19 protein-coding genes are annotated in these 20,155 nt (G+C 61.3%); 6 read left to right on the plus strand and 13 right to left on the minus strand.

From position 1 onward, the window contains the following. Nucleotides 1–79 precede the first annotated feature (79 nt). The 3 genes from GSQ83_RS02625 to GSQ83_RS02635 all read right to left on the minus strand — a co-directional run bounded on the left by GSQ83_RS02625 (nucleotide 80) and on the right by GSQ83_RS02635 (nucleotide 2,462). Nucleotides 80–703, minus strand: coding sequence for a cysteine hydrolase (locus tag GSQ83_RS02625; protein ID WP_158801209.1), 624 nt, complete (start codon nucleotides 701–703; stop codon nucleotides 80–82). Nucleotides 704–820: 117 nt separating this feature from the next. Continuing rightward, on the minus strand, nucleotides 821–1,813 hold the full coding sequence (locus GSQ83_RS02630; protein ID WP_158801210.1) for a zinc-binding dehydrogenase: 993 nt from the start codon (nucleotides 1,811–1,813) through the stop codon (nucleotides 821–823). 28 nt (nucleotides 1,814–1,841) lie between these two features. Beyond that, entirely contained in the window at nucleotides 1,842–2,462 is a 621-nt protein-coding gene (locus GSQ83_RS02635; protein ID WP_158801211.1) for an isochorismatase family cysteine hydrolase, read from the minus strand. Nucleotides 2,463–2,577: 115 nt separating this feature from the next. On the opposite strand from GSQ83_RS02635, the gene GSQ83_RS02640 reads away from it, so the two are divergent. From GSQ83_RS02640 to GSQ83_RS02660, 5 genes are all read left to right on the plus strand, one after another. Then, nucleotides 2,578–3,474, plus strand: a complete 897-nt coding sequence (locus GSQ83_RS02640) for a LysR substrate-binding domain-containing protein (protein WP_158801212.1) — start codon at nucleotides 2,578–2,580, stop codon at nucleotides 3,472–3,474. Nucleotides 3,475–3,694: 220 nt separating this feature from the next. After that, nucleotides 3,695–4,390 carry a type 1 glutamine amidotransferase domain-containing protein gene (locus GSQ83_RS02645; RefSeq protein ID WP_158801213.1) on the plus strand — a complete coding sequence of 232 codons (696 nt, stop codon included), beginning with the start codon at nucleotides 3,695–3,697 and terminating at the stop codon, nucleotides 4,388–4,390. Nucleotides 4,391–4,404: 14 nt separating this feature from the next. Next, a complete protein-coding gene (locus GSQ83_RS02650) occupies nucleotides 4,405–5,556 on the plus strand; it encodes an HlyD family secretion protein (protein WP_158801214.1) in 1,152 nt (383 codons plus the stop codon). 4 nt (nucleotides 5,557–5,560) lie between these two features. Further along, nucleotides 5,561–7,168, plus strand: a complete 1,608-nt coding sequence (locus tag GSQ83_RS02655; protein WP_158801215.1) for an MFS transporter — start codon at nucleotides 5,561–5,563, stop codon at nucleotides 7,166–7,168. Between the two features lie 135 nt (nucleotides 7,169–7,303). Further along, complete coding sequence (locus GSQ83_RS02660; protein WP_158801217.1) at nucleotides 7,304–8,902, plus strand: Na+/H+ antiporter; 1,599 nt, start codon at nucleotides 7,304–7,306, stop codon at nucleotides 8,900–8,902. Between the two features lie 234 nt (nucleotides 8,903–9,136). Here the strand turns inward: GSQ83_RS02660 and GSQ83_RS29730 are convergent, their stop codons facing one another. Beyond that, nucleotides 9,137–9,304, minus strand: a complete 168-nt coding sequence (locus GSQ83_RS29730) for a hypothetical protein (RefSeq protein WP_216849878.1) — start codon at nucleotides 9,302–9,304, stop codon at nucleotides 9,137–9,139. 416 nt (nucleotides 9,305–9,720) lie between these two features. Here GSQ83_RS29730 and GSQ83_RS02670 point away from each other — a divergent pair, with 416 nt between their 5' ends. Then, a complete protein-coding gene (locus GSQ83_RS02670) occupies nucleotides 9,721–10,266 on the plus strand; it encodes an SOS response-associated peptidase family protein (RefSeq protein WP_371417938.1) in 546 nt (181 codons plus the stop codon). A gap of 185 nt (nucleotides 10,267–10,451) precedes the next feature. Here GSQ83_RS02670 and GSQ83_RS02675 read toward each other — a convergent pair whose 3' ends face one another. The 9 genes from GSQ83_RS02675 to GSQ83_RS02715 form a co-directional block, all read right to left on the minus strand. Then, on the minus strand, nucleotides 10,452–11,573 hold the full coding sequence (locus GSQ83_RS02675; protein WP_158801219.1) for a glycerol dehydrogenase: 1,122 nt from the start codon (nucleotides 11,571–11,573) through the stop codon (nucleotides 10,452–10,454). Between the two features lie 80 nt (nucleotides 11,574–11,653). Then, nucleotides 11,654–12,451: an SDR family NAD(P)-dependent oxidoreductase gene (locus GSQ83_RS02680; RefSeq protein WP_254065460.1), complete on the minus strand. Its 798-nt coding sequence runs from the start codon at nucleotides 12,449–12,451 to the stop codon at nucleotides 11,654–11,656. Continuing rightward, the gene (locus GSQ83_RS02685; RefSeq protein ID WP_158801221.1) at nucleotides 12,448–13,437 is read right to left on the minus strand and encodes a transketolase family protein; all 990 of its coding nucleotides are present in this window, start codon (nucleotides 13,435–13,437) and stop codon (nucleotides 12,448–12,450) included. The genes GSQ83_RS02680 and GSQ83_RS02685 overlap by 4 nt, the downstream gene beginning before the upstream one ends. Further along, nucleotides 13,430–14,272, minus strand: coding sequence for a transketolase (locus tag GSQ83_RS02690; protein WP_158801223.1), 843 nt, complete (start codon nucleotides 14,270–14,272; stop codon nucleotides 13,430–13,432). Before GSQ83_RS02690 ends, GSQ83_RS02685 begins: the two co-directional genes overlap by 8 nt. A 32-nt stretch (nucleotides 14,273–14,304) precedes the next feature. Beyond that, nucleotides 14,305–15,222 (minus strand): SMP-30/gluconolactonase/LRE family protein, encoded by a 918-nt coding sequence (locus GSQ83_RS02695; protein WP_158801225.1) that lies wholly within the window; start codon nucleotides 15,220–15,222, stop codon nucleotides 14,305–14,307. After that, entirely contained in the window at nucleotides 15,219–15,893 is a 675-nt protein-coding gene (locus tag GSQ83_RS02700; RefSeq protein WP_158801227.1) for an HAD family hydrolase, read from the minus strand. The genes GSQ83_RS02695 and GSQ83_RS02700 overlap by 4 nt, the downstream gene beginning before the upstream one ends. After that, complete coding sequence (locus GSQ83_RS02705) at nucleotides 15,893–17,443, minus strand: FGGY-family carbohydrate kinase (RefSeq protein WP_158801229.1); 1,551 nt, start codon at nucleotides 17,441–17,443, stop codon at nucleotides 15,893–15,895. Before GSQ83_RS02705 ends, GSQ83_RS02700 begins: the two co-directional genes overlap by 1 nt. Then, nucleotides 17,440–18,978 (minus strand): FGGY-family carbohydrate kinase, encoded by a 1,539-nt coding sequence (locus GSQ83_RS02710; RefSeq protein ID WP_158801231.1) that lies wholly within the window; start codon nucleotides 18,976–18,978, stop codon nucleotides 17,440–17,442. The genes GSQ83_RS02705 and GSQ83_RS02710 overlap by 4 nt, the downstream gene beginning before the upstream one ends. Next, nucleotides 18,975–20,138, minus strand: coding sequence for an ABC transporter ATP-binding protein (locus tag GSQ83_RS02715; RefSeq protein ID WP_158801233.1), 1,164 nt, complete (start codon nucleotides 20,136–20,138; stop codon nucleotides 18,975–18,977). Before GSQ83_RS02715 ends, GSQ83_RS02710 begins: the two co-directional genes overlap by 4 nt. Nucleotides 20,139–20,155: the final 17 nt, after the last annotated feature.

Consider the following 20,155-nt stretch of genomic DNA (forward strand, 5'->3'; position numbering starts at 1 on the left):
ATCCAGGGAACCTGGGCAGCCACCAGGCGGGGGCGTACTGACGAATATCAGGCCCCAAGGTTCCTCCGGTGTAAGATGGCTAGGACGCGAAGGGGCGCTGATCCAAAAGCTCTCGGGTCGATAGGATGGCGTGTGCATACATCGGTGCGTTGATCGCTGCGGCCTGCATTCCTTCGTGACTAAACGCAGCAGTGGCGTCCTTTATGAGAGTGACATGGTAGCCCAGCTCCATGCCGAAACGAGCCGTTGACTCGATGCAGCTATTTGCGATGAGACCCACCAGGATGATCTTTTGAATTCCATGCTGCTTAAGTTGCGCGTCAAGGTCAGTATTGGCGAAACCGCTCTGCGCCCAGTGCTCCTTGATAATGACGTCGCCCTTCTGCGGACCGAATTCAGGATTAAACTCTCCGCCCCACGTGTCGACTTCGAAAGCTTTCGTGGAAAGGCCGGCTTCCTGGAACATATTTATATGCTGCCAGCCATCAAAGTCGCCTTCATGTGACCGATGGTGCGGGACAACAAAAACTCGCACTCCGGCTCGTCGAGCCGAGGGGATAATTTGACGAAGATTGCCGAACAGGCCAGAGGCGTCTGCCGTTGGCTTGATAGCCTCATATAACTTTCCACCTTCGCTCATGAAATCGTTATAGGGATCGACGATGAGCAAGGCCGTGTGGTCTGACGAGTAAGTGGCGGTCATGGTGTTGCCTTCCTATTGAAAGAGAATGGTTCGCGTATCGGGGGAGATTGCCTCATGGGCGGCCATTCGTGATTCGCTAACTGATCATGCGGTTGCCGCTGGTTCGGCCGACGGACCTTACGATGCCCAAGGCTCCAGTACGACTTTGCCGATGGTTCTTCGCTCTTCTATCGCCTGGTGCGCAAGCGACGCGTCCTGCAGAGGGTAGCGATGACTAATCTGAACCTTCAGTGCGCCATTTAGTACTGCACAGGTGAGATAGTGCATCGCCGTGTCGAGTAAGGGACGATGCGCGGCGCCAAAATAGCCTGGTAGATGGAAGCCCCGCAGAGTTTGATTTCTTCCCACGAGCTTAGACGGATCAATTGACTGATGTTCGTCCACTCCTCGTCCAAACTTGACCAATGTTCCGAACGGACCGAGGCATCTTAGAAGTTCGACGAATGAGGCCCCTGAGGATTCGTATCCGACGTCGATACCTCGCCCGTCAGTTGCTTGCATGATCTGCTCTGACCATCCACGCTCTACGGAACTCACAACCAAGTCGACGCCGTTGTCACGGGCAAACACACGCTTCTCTTCGGAACTGGCGGACCCCGCGACAAAGGCTGCTCCTACCGCTCGTGCGATCTGCGTCATTTGCATCCCCACCCCGCCCGCCGCAGACTCGATGAATACCGACTTGTCTCTCAAACTGGCGACGGCATGCGTCAGCAGATAGGCGGTCAGTCCTTGCGCAAGCAACGCGGTGGCTTCGGCAAAGTCTAGTCCTTGTGGGAGCGGAATGGCCTGAGCCGCTTCCGCGAGGGCGTATTGCGAGTAACCCTGCGATCCCACACGGCAGAACACTCTATCACCCAACGTCAACGCAGAGACTTTGTTGCCAAGTTCAACGATCGTGCCCGCTATTTCGGTCCCCGGCGCGTAGGGAAGGGGGGTCTCAGTAAGATAGCGATTGGTCCGACGCATGATGTCGCCATAGAGAACGCCTGCGGCTTCTACGCGCACGAGGATCTGGTCGGGCCGTGGGGATGCGATCGACACATCGATGACCTTCAAGACATCTGGTCCGCCAAAGCGGTCCACGACCACTTGTCTTGCTGACCTCATGCTCGTTCCTTTGTTAGGATATGATGGGTCAGGCCGCGGGCTCGATTGCGGCGAGCAACTTGTCAATAGTCGTCACTTCGTGACCGAAGGTCGGATAGGAGAGTTCTAAAGCCGCCTTGTGGGCCTGCTCGGTGAACTCCGCGACGGCATCGGTTAAGAAGGTGACGTGGAAACCCTCTTCGAGCGCATGGCGGCCAGCACTCTCGACGCAGGTGTGGGAGGTCAACCCGGCGAGGACGACCTTCTCAATATTGTTTTCACGGAGCTTCTGAATCATGTCGGTATTCACGAAGCTGTCGAATGTCCGGTGGCGGCTGATGATGACATCACCCTCCCGCGGCGCGAAAGTCCCAAAGAAGTCGGCGCCCCACTCTCCCTTCCAGAAGAGCTTGTTCTCCATCGCCCACTGCCAGCGCGGATGGACATGTTTGACGTCGTCGAAGCTATGTTCGTGAAGTCCATGTGGCACGTGGAAAATCTTCATCCTCTTGCCGCGAGCACCGTCAATCAAGCGTGTCAGATGCGCGATGAGGTCGGTTTTCTGAAGCATTGGCCCGATCCGTTGAGCCAGCTTCCCCTTCTTGTCTAGGAAATCATTCAGAAGGTCGACCAGAAGTAGAGCGGTGTCGCTGATCGCGTAGGGTTCCATTGTCGCAAGCCTTTCTGTTTCATCGGCACTGCGGATGCGCCCATTTGCTAGACCATGCGTAGACCCGATGACGTATCGGTAGAAATCGAAAGAAAATGGTGCTGGTATAGGCGCCATGGATGACAAGAAGCTCGACTTGAACCTACTGCTGGCGCTCGAGGCACTACTCGCCGAGTTGAACGTGACCCGGGCGGCAAAGCGTCTGAACCTCAGCCAACCGGCCTTGAGCGCTCAGTTGGCGCGTCTACGGGATATATTCGGAGATCAACTCCTCATCCCGACATCTCGCGGTGTCTACGCCACCGCGATGGCCAAGGAGATTCAGGTGCCCTTGCGCCATGCCTTGGATCAGATGCGGGGTCTCGTCAGCCGCGCACGATCCTTCAATCCGGCCAGCGCCAAGATCGCGTTTGGGATCTCCGCCAGCGACTATATGCAGGTAGCAGTACTCCTACCTTTCGTGACGAAAATCAGTGCCGCAGCACCTGACGTGCAGGTCATGGTGAGAGCAGTCTATACACCTAAGGCTGATCTCGAGCGGGGCGACGTGGACGTAGCCTTTCTGCAGTCGAGTGAGGTCGAGGGAACGGAGTTCCGATACCTGGACGTGTTGCGGGAGCGATATGTCGGCATCGCTCGGAAGCATTCGCTCTCACCCGGGGGTATGCCTATGGATCGCTTCGTCGCGGCACGACACGCCATCGTGTCTCCACGCGCCGAAGGTTTTCGCGGACCGACGGACGACGCGTTGGCCGCGATGGGCCTGACGCGAAAGGTAGCCGTCGCTGTTTCTTCATTTGTCATGATGATCGAGGCGGTAGCGGGAAGCGATCTCATCGCGCTCGCCCCGGAGCGTCTGGTCGCTCGCTACGCTGATCGCGTCGATACCTTCGAACCTCCGCTTCCCGTGGCCGGGTTCCGGATCGCTATGGTCTGGCACGAGCGCACCCACGATCATCCTGGACGCGCTTGGCTGCGTTCTCAATTGGCGGGGTTCTGCGCCCAAAATTGAGAATCTGAGCGCCCTTCCGCTCAGCACCTAGGTCGCCGCGGTCACGTGCGCCTCCAGTCATCCAAGATTTGGATACCGTCACCACAATCTTTGGATTTCCCGCGCTAGCCCCGTTGAGCTTATCTCCGAGTTACGCCGGTTCGGCGTCTTCGAACACCATCACGTTGACGACACCCGACGCACGCGGGCTTGCGGGGAGTCGTTTACTGAAAGATAGACGATGAAAGTTCTCTTCCTCATCACGAGCGCCAGCGAGGCGACATGGCTTGCTGAGGTGACCCATCCATATTGGCACTTGGCCGAGCGGGGAATTGATGTGGACTTCGCCAGCCCGCTGGGCGGCAAAATCGTCTGGAATCCTTGGAGTGATCCTTTCACGGCCGATTCGCAGGAGCGTGACGACCTCGTGAGCAAAGGATTTCTGTCTGATAAGGCTCTTACCCGCCGTCTCGAGACGACGCTTCCCTTCAGGAGCATCAAGGTGACGGATTACGAGGCGGTTCACGTCGCGGGCGGCCTTGGGGCGGCTGTAGATCTTTACCCCAACTCGGATATTGCCGAGATCTTAGATTACTTCTTCGAGGCTAGGAAAGTCGTCGGCGCCATCTGTCACGGCGTCATTGCTCTGGGTAACAATTCGGATCGTGTTCATGGTCGTCACGTGACGGGATATTCCCTGAGCGAGGACCTGCAGATCGAAGCTCTTCTGGGGAAGGGCTTCATCCCCAACTATCCGCAACCCGTTCTTGAGGCTGCGGGCGCGTTATTCACAAGCGCGGAACCGCAGGGCGTCCGTGTGGTCATCGATGGCAATTTGATCACTGGCCAGAACCAGCAGTCTGCGTCGGAATACGGCATCGCGCTTCACAATGCGATTGTGGGCCAGCATCCCGTCGTTTCGTCTCAAGTGCGCTAAGGCTTCAAATCCCGATGGGGGACACCAATCCGGCGCTCGTTCGTCTCGAGGCGCAGCAGCCTCCCGTCGGACCCGCCACTTTCGTGGAAGCTGAAGCTGCCTCGACCGGCCGGTTGCTGTGGCCGACCTCCCGGGTGCTGCTGGTCGCAGGGGCGGCATTCGTCACCTGGTTCTTCGCCAATAATTGGGATCGCTGGTCAGGCGCGGCGCGATACGAGCGGACGGATGACGCTTACCTCACGGGCGACTTGACGCCGCTCTCAGCCAAGGTGTCGGGCTATATCCTGACGACGAGCGTCAGCGACTTCCAAGGGGTGAAGCGCGGGGAGCTCCTGGCGGTGATCGACCCCGTCGATTACCGGGCCCAATTGGATCAAGCCGTGGCGGACCGCGCGACGGCGGCGGCCAATCTTGACGACATCGTGAATCGCAAGGCCATTCAGCGGGCGCTGATACGACAGGCCGAGGCGACCCTCCAGGGGACCACGGCGGATGTCGTGCGCTACCACTTGGAAGCACTTCGGCAACGCAACCTCAATGGCGACCGACTGGCCGGCACCCCGCAGGCAGTGGAGCAGGCGGACGCAAACGAAAAGCGGATCGGCGCCCAGTTGATGCTCAACAACGCGCAGGTCGACCAGCAAAAAGGACTGTTGGCAAGTCTGGACGTACAGCAGAAGCAACTCACCGCACAACTGGACGCGGCTGAGGCCCAAGTGAAGCTCGCACGAAACAATCTGGGCTACACAGAAATCAGATCTCCAGTCGACGGAATGGTCGGGCAACGCCAGGTCCACCCGGGCGAGTTCGTCAATATCGGAACGCAGATTGTGACCGTTATGCCTCTGCCAAACATCTGGGTCATCTCAAACTACAAGGAGACCCAGATGACGCATGTGCGCCTTGGGCAGTCGGTCCGTGTCACGGTCGATGCCTTTCCGGGCCTCGCTCTTACCGGCCATATCGATAGCTGGTCGCCGGGGACGGGAAGCACCTTCGCCCTGTTGGCGCCTGACAATGCCACCGGAAATTTCACGAAGGTCGTTCAGCGCGTGCCGGTGAAGGTTGTGCTCGATAGCGTGCCGGCGCTCGGGACCTTGGTTAGACCAGGAATGTCGGTCGAAACCAGCATCGACACAGGCTCATCGCCTGTCGCTGGGCCCTGATCCAATGGATCACCATGGCCGGCCCCTAAGCGGGGTGGGGGCGGTCCTGCACCAACAGGCACATCTCCACCCATCTCGACTGCATATCGACGACTGGCAGCCTTACTTAGGTCTCCTGGGCGTGCTGCTCGGCTCTATCATGGGAACTCTGGGATCGCGGACCACCAGTTTCGGCCTCGCCGACCTCCGCGGCGGCCTGCATGTAGGGTTCGACGACGGTGCCTGGATCACGACGAGCTTCGGCATCGGCCAAATGATGATGGGCGTGGCTTCCCCGTATCTCGGCGCGGTCTTCGGGCCGCGTCGTGTGCTGCTCGTGGGCATCGTTGCGTTCTTCATGACGTCTCTCCTGCTTCCGCTGACAGGGAACCTCACAGTGTTCCTAATCCTGCTCGGCCTCGCGGGCGTCAGCTCGGGCACCTTCATCCCGCTCACCATCAGCTTTGTTGTCCGCAGCCTTCCCGCCCAGCTGGTCGTTTACGGCATTGCCATCTACGCAATGAATTCTGAGCTGTCGCAAAACGTCGCCGCTTCTCTGGAAGGTTGGTATGCAGACCATCTCTCCTGGCATTGGCTGTACTGGCAGTATTGCTTGGCCTTGCCGGTCATGTTCGGTGCCATCTGGTTCGGCCTGCCGACCGAGAGGACCAACGTCAAACTCCTCCGCGATTTGGACTGGTTCGGCTTAGTCTATGCCGGGCTCGGCTTTGCGATGCTTTACGCGGGGTTGGATCAGGGAAATCGGCTTGACTGGAGCAGTAGCGGACTCGTCAGCGGTCTGCTGAGCGGCGGCGGCATTCTCACCGCGGCCTTCGTGGTTCGAGAATTGACCACGGCAAGACCCTTTCTGAACCTGCGAGTGCTCCTGCGGAGCAATCTCCTGCTGCTGCTCATGGCGCTGGCCGGTCTTCGGTTCATCGTTCTATCGACAGCCTATATTATCCCGACCTATCTCCAGACGGTCCAGAACTTCCGCGAGCTGCAGGTCGGGCAGGTTCTTATGTGGATCGCCTTGCCTCAACTTGTCCTGGCGCTCCCGCTGGCGGCGCTCCTGCGTCGGGTGGACGGGCGCTATGTGTTAGCCTTGGGTGTGGGATTGATCGGCATGGCCTGTCTCATGACGGGGCAGCTGACAAGCCAGTGGGCAACCGACGATTTTCTTCCGTCTCAAATCGTCCAGGCCATCGGCCAATCCTTCGCGCTGACATCACTAACGGTCCTCCTTGTGCGGAGCCTTGTTCCGGCGGAGGCGCTAACGATCGGATGCCTCCTGCAGATCAGCCGTCTGTTCGGGGGCGAGATTGGGACGGCGTTCATGCAGACCTTCGTGCGGGTGCGTGAGCAGCTACATTCCAACATCATCGGGCTGCATATCGCCGAGGGCAGCGGGATCACTGTCGCCCGGCTAATGGCCTATGGCCGTTCTCTTGGGGTTCATGTTGTCGACCCAGGCCGTGCGGCTTCACAAGCCGACAGGCTCCTGGCGGCGGCCGTCGCGATTCAAGCCAACGTGCTCGCCTATCAGGATGGATTTCTGGCGGCTGCAATTGGCGCGGTTTTCTGCTTGCTGCTGGTGGCCATCATGAGTCGAGGCAGGCCCTCACTGTTCTGAAGGCGATCGGACGACTTGCGCCGGCAGCGCGGTCGGCTACTCGGTGGGCGCTCATCCGTCGGCAGGCTCGTCGGTCAACCTTCGGCGCGCCCGATCCTGCTATTGCTGTGATTGATTCTTTCAAGGAGCGGATTATTGGACCTGGCCGATCGTTTCGAAGTCGTGCTGTTGCTGATCGCGGCCTCGCTCGCACTCACCTTGGCGGCGCGACGCCTTCGTATGCCGAATGCTGCGGCTCTCATCCTGGGCGGCATCGGCCTCGCACTCATCCCCGGCATGCCGGACGTCGAGCTCGACCCCGATCTTACGCTCATCCTGTTTCTGCCTCCGCTGCTTCTGGTCAGCGCTTACCTGACGAACTGGCGCGATTTCCGTAAGGATTTGCGCATCATACTTCAACTTGCCGTCGGCGCGGTGCTCTTCACGACGCTTGCCGTGGGCTGGGTCACCCACCTCGTAATGCCGGGGCTGCCCTGGGCCGCGTGTTTTGCCCTCGGCGCGATCGTGTCGCCGCCCGATGCCGTCGCCGCCAAGGCCGTGCTGCAGGGGCTGCCGCTGCCGAGACGGGTCGTTACCCTTTTGGAGGGCGAGAGCCTGGTCAATGACGCCACCGGCCTGGTGCTTTACCGCTTCGCGGTAGCAGCGGCGCTGACCGGAACCTTCGACAAGGGCGCGGCCGCTGAGAGCTTTATCGTGCTCGCCGCTGGTGGCGTGGCAGTTGGCCTCGTTTTTGGCTTTTTGGGCAGCAAATTGACTGCATGGCTGAAGGATCCGGAGCTAAGCGTCATCGTGAGCTTCCTAGTGGCGTGGACCTCCTACATCGGCGGGGAGTGGCTGCACGTCTCAGGGGTGTTATCGACGGTCGCCTGCGGCATCGTCGTGGGCAGGCGGCAGCACTCCAGCCTGACCGCCGAGAAGCGCATGCAGATGCGAACGGTGTGGCGAGTGGTCACCTTCTTGCTGGAAAGCCTGGTGTTCATCCTGATCGGGCTTTCGTTGCGGGGGGTAATGCACCGCCTCGCCGGTGATCCACACGGCCTGGCGGCCTTCATCCCTGCGGCCGCAGCCGTTGTCGCGGCCGTTATCCTGGCGCGCTTCGCCTGGATCTTCCCCGGTGTCTATCTCGTGCGCGCCCTCATACCGAGACTACGCAAGCGCGATCCTTACCCGCCTTTCGGGGTTCCCGTGGTGATGAGTTGGGCGGGCATGCGCGGGGTGGTGAGTTTGGCGGCAGCCCTGGCACTTCCAGAAGCCTTTCCAGGCCGGGACTTCGTTTTGGCGACGACCTTCGCAGTCATTCTGGTGACCGTTCTCGTGCAAGGGTCCACTCTGGCGCCTTTGATCAAGGCATTCGGTCTGCACCGAACAACTGAACGGCCTTCGACCATGCTGACGGTGACTGCCGCGCGGGTTCATACGGCGACGGCAGAACTCGCCGCGATTGAATTGCGTTCCAAGCGGCCCGACGGTAGCCATCTGCATCCGAGGCTCATCGAGCAATATGCCTTCAAGGTGGGCGCGGTCACGAGGTTCAATGACGCCAGCGGCGGGCTGGACGATCAAAGGGCGGAACATTTTGCTACCGTGCTTGCGGCTATCGCGGCCGGGCGGGATGCACTCCTGAAACTCCATCGAGAGGGCGAGATCCACGACTCGGTGCTGGCAGCCCTCGAACATGAATTCGACCTCGACGAAATGCGAGCTCGACGGGTCGCGGAAGGCCCACGTCACTAGTGATTCGACGCCGCAATCTAGTGCAAAGCAAGCGATAGACTTCCGCTTGGCGCAACGCAGTGGCTGCGCACGAATCCCGTAGCGGACCAGGGTGAGTGACCACCGTCCCATCTGAGACAGCCAGACCAACGGTCGCTGCTTAGCGGCAGAGGGTCAACTCGCGATAATGCAGCTTCTCGCGTGTTGACTATCGACGCCGGGAATTCACCGCTGTGGACTAGCTGATGCTAGATTTTAGGGCGTCGAGCCTGAACGGTCGAAGCGAACTGGCGCCTCAAAACCAAGGGTAGGCTGCACCTCTTTCACGCGGAAGCTACCGGCCGGTAGCGGACGGAGCAATTTGTCCTCAGCGGCCTGGCTGTCGAGCCAGTCGAGGCGCTGCTCGCGCCGCAGCACCGCCATTTGGCGATCGTGGTACAATGCCACATCGGGATTGGCCTCGACGGGATTGCAAAGGCTTCTGGCCAGTCGGGTTTCTCGGGTCGCCAGATGCCAGCGAAATAGAACCAATCCCCACCCGCCAGGACGAAGTTATAGGCTCGGTCTTTGCTCCGCAGGCGAAAATCAGACGCGGGTACGAGGCAGCGGTGGCTTGAGACGGTCCGCCCTCGGCGCGCACCACCGTATAGGGACGATCGGCGTGCGGGCCGGGCCGAACACCCCAGGCCGCCTCGACCAGCTCAACGCCGCCGCTGTCCCGCCGTATGATGGCTCGGTGCTGACCAAAGGGCGCGTCCAAATCGAACGGGCTTGCGCTCATGCTCGTGAACATATTAGGAACTATGGCTCGCTGCAATCCGCCCGCTGCGGAGACCCTCATGTGCAACGATTATCGATTGGAAGTGGAGGCCTCGGCAATTCTCGAGGATTTCTCTGACCTTAAGATCAAGATCCGCTTCTCCGAAGGGACGCCGAACATCCAGGCGCGCCAGGACATTAAGATCACGGATATGGCGCCGATTGTACGCACGATCGACAGCGATCCGAACGCCGGCGATCTGGTGCAGCGGCGATGGAGCTGGCCAGGACTGAACGGCAAGCCGGTCTACAACTTCCGCTCGGACGGCCGCGAGTTTGCGTCCGGTCGCTGCCTCATCATCGCCGACGGCTTTTACCAATTCACCGATCCAGCGGATAAAAAGAAAAAACGCAAAGACAAGTGGCTCTTCACGAAAAAAGACGAGCCGATCTTCTGCGTTGCGGGAATCTGGCGGCCTAACAAGGATGTCGGCGAGGCATTCACGATGCTGACGATGGAGCCTGGCCCGGACATCGCGCCCTACCATGATAGACAGATCGCGATCCTCAATCGGGAGGATTGGCGGGTGTGGCTCGATCCGTCGGTTTCCGCAAGTCGATCCTGAAATCGCTCCCTGCTGGGAGCCTACCCGTCGAGCAAGTAAGATGATCTAGCAAACGAAAACGCAACGGTAGGTGGCGCAGGAGTGCGATCAACTCGCCAGAGTCGAGAGCGCTTTTGCCTTAACGGCACGGCGACCGCCAGCAGGGATCGCTGTCGGCATTGCGCCGCCGAGGCAAACGCTCTGAATTATCGCCTCACAATGCCTCCGACGGGCTCTTCGACCGGTAGTTCGACGGTCGCCAGCTGTTCGATACGACGGATGGCCACCACAAGGTCTGCCTGCTCCAGCCGCCGTCCAATGTTGGCAAGGTGAGGCGCCGTCATTGTCAATCGCGCGATCTCGTCGATTTCACTTCCCGTTGCCTCGGTCATCCCCAACTCCGCTAGGCACGTCGGCAAACCGATCCCCCGCAAAAACGTGGCAACGTCGAGGATGAACGCGGACTCCCGATTCTCCACGGCCAATTGAACAAGAGTGCCATAGGCCACCTGATTGCCATGGATCGCGGCCTTGACACCCCGCGCAACGACGAGACCTCGCGTCAGCGAATGAGCGATCGACAGTCCACCGTTCTCGAACCCGAGGCCACTCATCAGAATGATGGCCTCGACGGTCGCTTCAACATCATCGTTCAAGATTCCGGCCGAAACGGCATCGAGGGCAGCGGGCGCATGGGCTCGCAGTGTGGCATAGCAGGCGTCTGCGATGACACCGGCTGTCAGGAGTGGCCGTGTCCCGAATGGCGTCTTGCCAGTCCCGACCGAACAGCCGTTGGCCTCGAACTTCTTGGCGATCGCATCGCCGATGCCGGCGCGCAGGAAATGAACGGGCGCACTCGCGATCAGCCTCGTATCCACGACGACGAGGTCGGGGCTGCGAGGCATGCGGTCGACCGCGATCATCACGTGTTGATCGTCATACATGGCAATCGACGCGCTGGTGGGCGAATCATTCGACGCGATCGTCGGAACTGTCACCAGCGGCTTGCCCAAACGCACAGCCAGGCCCTTGGCCGAATCGAGCGCTTTGCCGCCGCCGACTCCTACGAGCACCGAGATAGGTGTGTCTCCGGCATCTCGGGTCAGCTCATCGATAGCCGCGTAGGTGATCTCGCCACCAAAAGGCAACAAGATCGGGTCGAGCCCCGCGCTGCGCGCCGTCTTTTCCAGCCGCGCTCCAAGGCGCTCCATCAAAAACTGATCAACGACCAGAAGAGGCCGCGGGCCATATGGCGCTAATAGAGGCCCAAGCTCATCCAGGGCGCCAGGTCCTTGAACGTAGCGATGAGGAGAACCGAAAATGCGCATGAGACGAGCTTTCGATGGAAGGACTTAGCAGAGCAGCTTTACGTGCCGGCCTGGACGACCTTGTCCCGTTCGCTCAATATTTAAACTGACGGAAGGTGTTCGAGCGGATAGGCATCGCTTGGTGCTCCCCAGGCACAGTAGCCGCCATCGACGGGTAGCGTGACGGCCGTGATGAACTCGGCACGGTTGGACGCCAGGAACAGCAAGGCCTGGGCGATATGTTCCGCCTTGCCAAGCCTGCCCATTGGGGTTCGGCGCCGGATACGGTCGCCGTCGACCTTGCCGTCTTCGATCAGTTTGGCCAGCAAGGGCGTCAACATATAGCCCGGCGCCACGGCATTAACCCGGATACCATACGGCGCCCATTCGCAGCCCAGCACCTGCGTCAACATGCCGATTCCCGCCTTGGCGGCGCTATAAGCCGTCCGCACCGGCAAGCCGAGAATGCCCGCAATCGAGTTGAGGTTGAGAACCACGCCCATTCCGCGTTCAATCATGTGCGGTGCGACTGTATTGGATACGAGATACGTTCCGGTGAGGTGGATGTCGATCAGCCGCTGCCAGTGTGCGAGTGTTTGATCGACGGTCGGCACAAAACTGTCCGGCACCCCGGCATTATTGACCAGGATATCGATGCGACCATAGCGAGCGATCACATCGGCGACCATGGCCGTGACCGCCGCTTCATCCGAGACGTCGCCCGCGACCGCGTGATGCGCGGGTCCGAGCGGCTTCGCCGCGGCATCGGCGGCCTCCGCGCGCACGTCGTTGATCACGATCTTCTCGCCCTCGCGTGCGAAGACGCGCGCCGTCTCCAAACCGAGTCCGCTGCCCGCCCCGGTGATGAGGGCGAGCCTGCCTTCCAGCTCACCCATCATTTGTTCTCCAGTATCGCCCGCACAAATCTCGGCAGGTCGACCTCGTATTTCGCCTCGAGATATTCCTGCGACCCGCATTCGAAGAAACTGTCCGCGAGCCCTATCTTGACTAAAGGCTTGATGAGTCCTGCATCGTAAAGCGCCTCCACGACGAGACTCGCAAGTCCTCCTGTTGTTTTGTGATTCTCGGCCACGATCAGCCGGTCGAAACGGGACGCGAAGGCGAGCACGCCGTCACGATCGAATGGCTTGATCGTGCCGACATGCAGCACCGCGGCGTCGATACCTTGCCCGGCGGCGATATCAGCGGCATCGCGGGCACGCATCGACATATAACCGCAGGAGATGATGCCGACCGCGCTACCCTCGCGCAGCACCTTCGCCTTGCCGAGTTCGAAGCGATAGTCGTTTCCCAGCTCCACTGGCACCTTGCCGCGCAGGCTGCGAACATAGACGGTGCCGGGAATATCGGCCACGGCGCGCACGACCTGCTTGAGTTCCGTCGCGTCGCAGGGGTCGATGATGGTCAGGTCCGCGATCCCCCGCATCATGTTGAGATCTTCGGTTGCCTGATGGGTCGCGCCGTAGCCGTTCACGAGCCCCGGCATCCCGGCGAAGATTTTCACATTCGCCTTGGAATGCGCGCAGGATATCGCGACGAAATCGTAGGCCCGACGCGTGATAAAGACCGAATAGGTGGTACAATAGGCGATCTTGCCGACCTTCGAGAGGCCGGCCGCGATCATGAGAAGATCCTGCTCGGCCATTCCTACGTTGAAGAATCGGTCGGGAAAGGCTTCTCGGAACGGCAGGATGTCGCTGTAGCGCCCCATATCAGCCGTGAGACCGACGATCTCCGGCCTTTCCGCCGCAAGGGCCGCCAAAGTCGTGCCGAATGGCGCGAGTTCCGTGGTTTTGCCTATAACATCGATCAATTCACCCATGCCGCGCGTGCGGCCAGCGGTGGTCGCAGCAGTGTCAACCATGATGCGTCTCCAACTCGGCCTTCAGCGCGTCCCACTCGTCATTGGCGACGCGGACGAAATGTGCTCGCTCCCGACGCTCCAGGGTCGGGACACCTTTGCCCGGTGTGGTGCGCAACACGATGGCTTTCGGTTTTCCGTTGGGTTGCCGCGCATTCGCGAGAGCCGTCACGATCGCCTGCATGTCATTTCCGTCGATCTCCACTGCCTCCCAACCGAAGGCGACGAATTTGTCGGCGACGGGATCGATTTTCACGGTGACTGGGCCATCCGCCTGGATGCCGTTGCAGTCAATGATGGCAACGAGGCTGTCGAGCTTGAAAGTCGCGGCGCCCATCGCGGCCTCCCAGGTCGAACCTTCCTGAAGTTCGCCATCGGACAATTCGTTGAATACACGAGCCGGTGATCCGTCGAGACGCAAGCCGATCGCCATGCCGACCGACTGACCGAGCCCGTGACCGAGGGAACCTCCGACCATCTCGACACCTGGTGTATCATCAAACGTGCTCATTGGGAGATGTGAGCCATTGAGCCCGTAGCTAGCGAGTTCGCGGACCGACAGGTAGCCGGCCTCGGCCAGAACCGCGTACATGGCGATCGCATAGTGACCGGTCGAGAGGATGAAACGATCGCGATCTTGCCACTTCGGTGTGGCGGGATCGTAACGCAGCTCATGAAAATAGAGCGCGGCCAGGCAATCGGCAATGCCGAGACCCTGAGCAATATATCCTTCACCTTTGCCGCTCGCCATGTCCAGCATCAGACGCCGAAGGTTCAGTGCGCGAGATTTCAGCGCGTCGATATCGGGATGTTCGGGAGGATGATTGCGCGACGTCATGGTGTGGATGAAATCCTTGAAGTGCGGCGGCCCTAGGATTGGTGGTGCAGGCGCAGTCCCGGACGGTCCCAGGGCATCGAAACAAGGCGTCCGCTCGAGGAGAGCGTTATATAAGCGGTGCGCAGGTCCTGACCCCCGAAGCAGACATTGGTGGTGTAAGGATCCGGCATCTCGATGCGCTGAACCAGAGCACCTGCGGGCGACACGACATCGAGACCGCCGATCCGTAGTGACGCGATGACGATGTTGCCGCTCGCTTCGACGGCGAGAGAATCGTAGCGATGAAAGCCCGGCAGGCCGCACACCAGATCGCCGCCGGTCGGTGAAGGCCAAGTTGCGCGGCCAAGTTCGCCGGGCCCGAGCACGGGATAGGACCAGAGGCGGCCGGATGAAGTCTCGGCGACATAGAGCGTGGCGCCGTCCGGCGAAAGGCCGATGCCGTTCGGCCCGATCAGCGGGAAGGCCGCTTCGAGAATCTGGCTTCCATTGGCGCGCGCGTAATAGACGCTACCGAACTCGACTTGCCGCCCCGTGCGATGGCCATGATCAGTGAACCAGAACCCGCCAGCGCGATCGAAGACGATGTCGTTGGGTGCCGAAAGCGCCCGATCGTCGCAGCGGTCGTAAAGAACCTCGACCGCCCCAGTGTTTAGATCCACGCGCTCGATGCGGCCGCCGCTATTATCTGACGCTTTCGCAATCGGACGCCACAGCCTGTCCTCCCGTTGCCAAGAAAAGCCCCCGTTGTTGCAGACATAGAGGTAACCGTCCGGCCCGAGCGCCGCGCCGTTGGGACCGCCGCCGGGTCTCGCCATTGCGCGAGTGCCATTGCGGTCGATATGGCTGATCTGGCCACGGCCGATTTCGACCACAAGCAGGCTCCCATCCGGCAGAACGACGGGGCCTTCGGGAAAGTGCAGCCCCTCGGCCCGCACGGTGAAGGCCGTCATGACGTTACCATGCGCAGATCCACGCCAAGGATGCGGGCGAGTTCGGGAATGTCATGCGCGACCTGATCCGCCCCCAGCGAGGACATTTCGGCGGCGCTGTAAAATCCGTAGGTGACCGCGATGGAGCTTATACCCGCTGCCTGAGCCGCGACGACATCATGTGGACCATCGCCGACATAGACGGCATCCGTAGCGGCCGAGCCGGCTCTCTTCAGGCCAAGCAGGATTGGCGCCGGATGCGGTTTACGCTCAATGGTATCCTCGGCCGTCACTACCGCGACGAAGGAGGCCACATCGATCTTCGCGCGTTCAAGATCGATCAGGGTTCGCGCCAGGCCTTTGTTGGTGACGAGGCTCGGCTTGCGCCCGGCGGCCGTGATGGCGAGGATCAGCTCCCGCGCGCCGCCGAACAGGATCATGCCGGCGGAAGCTGCGGGATATTGTCGCTGATAGGCATCGAGACAAAGCTCGACCTGGTCTGGCGCCACTACGCCGAAGACCTCAACGGGCCGCATCGCGTAGAGTAGGTGGGCGTCGATACTCGGCGGCGGGAATGCCTGCTTCAGGACAGTGCCGAAGACGTGGCGATAGCAGTTTTCCACAGCCTTGCGCGTATCGACGAGAGTGCCGTCGAGATCGAACATGACGTGCTCGGCAAGGATCGGCGGCATCAGCTTGCATTCCTAGATGCGCCACGCTCTAGGCAGGCAGCGCGCGCCGCCCATGCCGGTGCGAGAGCTTCACGAATATCTCTGAAAAGCGCAAAGGCCGCCGCGTATCGCTCCGCCATGGCCGGATCGGGTTGCACCTTCGCCATGACGCGCACCATGCGAGCCGCGCCCTCCTCAAGCGAGGAAAACAAGCCCGCCGCGTGACCTGCCAGAAGCGCGACGCCGAGCGCGCCGGTTTCCTCGGCTTCCGTCACGACCAGCTCGCGGTTCATCGCGGCGGCACAAATGTCGCGCCACAACAGGATGCGGGCGCCGCCGCCGGTGATGCGAATTTCGTCGACCGGTGCATCGATCGCGCCGTAGCAATCGACCATCGACAGCGCGACGCCTTCCATGATGCTGCGCACCAGCGCAATCGGCGTGGTGTCGAGCCCCAAGCCCATGATGCTGCCTCTGGCGGCCGGCTCATGGCGTGGCGCGGTCATGCCGGAGGTATTCAAATAGGGATGGAACAGCAGCCCGCCCGGCAGTGGCGGCAGGGCACGCGCCTCGGTCTCGATGCGCGTGAACATATCGGCGCCATCCGACAGGGCCGCTTCCTTGCGTCCGAAAGCCTCGATCACCCAGTCGAGGCACACTGAGCCGCCGCCGGTATTGGACATGAGGCGTTGCCAGCGTCCGTCGGGCATCAGGAACAAAAAGCCAACGCCGCGCGGTTCCATAACGGGACGGTCCACCGTCAGATTATTCATGAAGCTGGTGCCGATGACGGTAACGGCCTGACCCGGCAAAAGCGCCCCCGCGCCGATCGCGGCCGCAACCCCGTCGCCTGCGCCAGACGCAACGAGCGTTCCTTCGTTGAGCCCAGTCTCGACCGCCGCCTTGGCGGTGACGCGACCGACCGGCGCGCCGATGGGCAGCACTTTCGGGATCAAGCCCGATTTGCCTGACAGGCCGCAAAGGTCGAAGACGGATTCGGAGACGCATCGCTTCCGAATGTCACAGGGGAAGAAGGACAGATCGGACTCATCCGTCGCGATTTCCCCTGTCAGGCGATAATTTACAAAGTCTTTGGCGCAGAAAACATGCGCGATGCCGGGAAACAGATCCGGCCGATGCCGCTGCATCCAGGCAAGCAGCACGATGGGCATGCCGGGAATGAGGGCGTTGCCCGAAATGTCGTAGACCTTTTCGACGATGCCGCTGTCGCGCCAATGCTGGAGCAATTCGCTCGCGCGCCCATCGGGCCAGGCAATCGCTCGCTCGAAAGCAACGCCGTCGTGGTCGAGCGCCCATAGCCCACCCATATGACCGCTGACGCCGATGGCGGCGATATCGGCGGCGGGGAGCCCTGCCTCGGCCAGCGCCCCGCGGATCGCCAGGGCAACGCCGCACCAGGTCGCTTCCGTGTCTTCCTCGTGCCAATCGGGATGCGGGCGGAAAGACTGTGTCGCGCGGCGCGCGAGGCCGAGGACTCGCCCGCTTTCAGCATCGAACACCACGGCCTTCGTGGTTGTCGTGCCCTTATCGATGCCGAGCAACGCTCTCACGCCGCAATCCGACTGGAAGCGGGGGGCACCAGAGCTTCCCGCCGCCGCGAGAAACCCAGATAGATGCGGCGCAGATCTTGATACAGGCGGAACCAGCCGTCATAGAGCGCGGCCGTCTCGGCATGCGGCTCATACCGAGTAACCTCGGGGGCCATGTGGGCAGTGGCATCCGCGATGCTTGACCAGACACCAGTCGCGACACCGGCGAGCAACGCAACGCCCAATGCGCCGGATTCACCCACGCCTCGGACCTCGATCGGCACACCGCAGACGTCGGCGAACATCTGCGCCCAATAGGCGCTTTGCGCCCCTCCGCCGGTGAGCGTGACGGAAGACGGGGGAACCGCCATCGCGGCGAAGCAGTCCCGGGTCGCGAAGCACAGCGATTCATAGACCGCTCGCAGCATATGCGGCTCGGTGGTATGCGTGCTCAGGCCGAAGAAGGACCCACGCGCCAGAGTATCGAAGACCGGCGCCAGAACGCCGCTGGTATTGACGTAGGGCAGCAGGATGACGCCACCGGCGCCAGGCGGAACGGAAGCCGCGAGACGTTCCATCTTGGCATAGTCGTGGGTGCCATCCGCGCATGTTGGTCCACCGAAGCGATCGAGATACCAGTCGAGCACGATGGTGCCGGATGTGTTGGGCAGGATCCGGAGATAGAGATCATCCGGCATCGCGAACAGGAAACCGACGCCCTCGGGTTCACGGCTGGCATGATCGAGAACGAGCCCGTTGAGGCAGCTGGTGCCCAGCACCGTCATGGCCGCTCCGGGAGCCACGGCGCCGACACCGATGGCATTGGCGCAGGCGTCTCCCAGCCCATGAATGACCGGGGTGCCGGCGCAAAGCCCGCTCTGCCGCGCCGCGAGTTCCGTCACCGCGCCGGCGATGTCCGAGGACGGGAAGACAGGCGGTATTGCGCCCAGCCACGCGCCTGCGCCGCAGAGCTCCAAGATACGGTGAGAAAATCCACGGCCGTCGATGTCGCCTGGAACGAAGCTCACATCCGATGGCTCCGTCGCCACCGCGCCTGTCAGTCGAAAGCGCAAATAGTCCTTGGCACATAGAACATGCGCCGCTTGTTCATGAAGATGCGGTTCATGCGCGGTAAGCCAGCCGAGCAGCAGCGCCGTAACACCCGGCATCAATCCATTGCCGCCGATGGCGAAGATTTCCGTAAGCGCCTGAGCGTCGCGTAAGGCGAGCAGCTGCGCCTGGGCGCGGCCATCAGGCCAGCAGATGGCATTGCGAACGGGAGTGCCATTGGCGCCGGTGATCCAGGCGCCGCCCATATGGCCGGCGATCCCGATGGCGGTGATCGCGTCCCCGCCGATCCCCGCGTGATCGAGCGCAGCCCGAATGACGCGGCAACAGGCGGCCCAACTCTCCTCCGGATCTTCCTCGTGCCAGTCCGGCCGAGGGCGCAACACGGTCACGCGCTCCTGCGCCACGCCGCGTGCCGCTCCGCTCGCGTCGAAGACCACCGCTTTGATAACGGAGGTGCCTTTGTCGATGCCGAGCAGGTAGATCACGCAACCTCTGAGCGAATGGCTGCAAGCTCGTCGCCCGCCGTGCGGCTGGCGAAGCGCCGGGTCTGCTGCGTTTTGTCGTCGAAAAGGAACAGTGCATCGTCGGGAATGAAGACGCGCACCGGCTCGTCTATCTCGAAGGCGCGTGGATCGGGTGTGAGGGTTTGAATGCTTTGATCAGCGATCTGAACGGTCACCAGCTGCGCGTCACCGAGTTGCTCGGTCACATAGACTTGGCCTGTCGCGGTGAAACCCTCGACCGCGGGCGCGGTGTCAGCGGCACGCAGAACCATCACGCCGCTCGGTCGCGCGCCGATCGAGGCAGTGCGGCGGCCGATGTTGAGGAAGCGCTCCAATGTACGCGGCAGGCGCGCGGGCTGGCCCCCAACCCGGCCGGCGATGTGATCGCCTTGATCAACGCAGGAATCAACCGTGAAAACGTTCATCGAATGTAGCCCGAAGAATTGGGCGACGAAGGCATTGACGGGGCGATTGTGAATCTCGTCGGCACTGCCGACCTGCTGAAGACGCCCGTCTCGCATCACCGCGAGCCGATCCGTCATCGTCATGGCTTCGATCGGGTCATGGGTGACGATGACCGAGGTGGTTCCGAGGGCACGCTGAAGCCGCTTGAGCTCTCCACGGAGACGGGCACGCAGAAGCGTGTCGAGATGCGCGATCGGCTCGTCGAGGCAAAGCAGGTTGGGATCCCGAACCAGAGCACGGGCGATGGCGACACGCTGCTGCTGGCCGCCCGACATCTGCGAGGCTCGCCGATCGAGCAGCGCGCCGATATTCAGCAAGGTCGCGACCTCGGCAACCTTGCGGGCAATCGTCTCGCTGGATGCGCGCCGGACACGCAGCGGATAGCTGATGTTTTGGCGTGCGGTCATATGCGGATAGAGCGCGTTCTGCTCGAACACCATCGCGACGTTGCGTTCCTGCGGGGTCTTGTTGTGGACAGGAACGCCGTCGAAAAGGATCGATCCCTCCGTCGGCCGCTCCAGCCCCACGAGCATACGCAACACCGATGTTTTGCCGGAGCCCGAGGGACCGAGGAGACCGAAGAACTCTCCGTCTTCGATGTGGATATTCACATCCTGCACCGCATGAACGGAAGGACCGAACCACTTGTTGAGATGATCAAGGGTAACGGATGCCATGGTCTTCGTCCTGATCT

Origin of the sequence: Acidisoma sp. L85, assembly GCF_009765865.1 — a bacterium.
Classification (GTDB): Bacteria; Pseudomonadota; Alphaproteobacteria; order Acetobacterales; family Acetobacteraceae; genus Acidisoma.

Bases quoted from the DNA above. Each gene is read 5' to 3' on its own strand.
- GSQ83_RS02625 (WP_158801209.1), bottom strand. From the start codon at position 703: ATGACCGCCACTTACTCGTCAGACCACACGGCCTTGCTCATCGTCGAT.
- GSQ83_RS02635 (WP_158801211.1), bottom strand. From the start codon at position 2,462: ATGGAACCCTACGCGATCAGCGACACCGCTCTACTTCTGGTCGACCTT.
- GSQ83_RS02640 (WP_158801212.1), top strand. From the start codon at position 2,578: ATGGATGACAAGAAGCTCGACTTGAACCTACTGCTGGCGCTCGAGGCA.
- GSQ83_RS02655 (WP_158801215.1), top strand. From the start codon at position 5,561: ATGGATCACCATGGCCGGCCCCTAAGCGGGGTGGGGGCGGTCCTGCAC.
- GSQ83_RS02675 (WP_158801219.1), bottom strand. From the start codon at position 11,573: ATGCGCATTTTCGGTTCTCCTCATCGCTACGTTCAAGGACCTGGCGCC.
- GSQ83_RS02700 (WP_158801227.1), bottom strand. From the start codon at position 15,893: ATGCCGCCGATCCTTGCCGAGCACGTCATGTTCGATCTCGACGGCACT.
- GSQ83_RS02690 (WP_158801223.1), bottom strand. From the start codon at position 14,272: ATGACGTCGCGCAATCATCCTCCCGAACATCCCGATATCGACGCGCTG.
- GSQ83_RS29730 (WP_216849878.1), bottom strand. From the start codon at position 9,304: ATGGCGGTGCTGCGGCGCGAGCAGCGCCTCGACTGGCTCGACAGCCAG.
- GSQ83_RS02685 (WP_158801221.1), bottom strand. From the start codon at position 13,437: ATGGTTGACACTGCTGCGACCACCGCTGGCCGCACGCGCGGCATGGGT.
- GSQ83_RS02670 (WP_371417938.1), top strand. From the start codon at position 9,721: ATGTGCAACGATTATCGATTGGAAGTGGAGGCCTCGGCAATTCTCGAG.
- GSQ83_RS02715 (WP_158801233.1), bottom strand. From the start codon at position 20,138: ATGGCATCCGTTACCCTTGATCATCTCAACAAGTGGTTCGGTCCTTCC.
- GSQ83_RS02680 (WP_254065460.1), bottom strand. From the start codon at position 12,451: ATGATGGGTGAGCTGGAAGGCAGGCTCGCCCTCATCACCGGGGCGGGC.
- GSQ83_RS02695 (WP_158801225.1), bottom strand. From the start codon at position 15,222: ATGACGGCCTTCACCGTGCGGGCCGAGGGGCTGCACTTTCCCGAAGGC.
- GSQ83_RS02645 (WP_158801213.1), top strand. From the start codon at position 3,695: ATGAAAGTTCTCTTCCTCATCACGAGCGCCAGCGAGGCGACATGGCTT.
- GSQ83_RS02650 (WP_158801214.1), top strand. From the start codon at position 4,405: ATGGGGGACACCAATCCGGCGCTCGTTCGTCTCGAGGCGCAGCAGCCT.
- GSQ83_RS02630 (WP_158801210.1), bottom strand. From the start codon at position 1,813: ATGAGGTCAGCAAGACAAGTGGTCGTGGACCGCTTTGGCGGACCAGAT.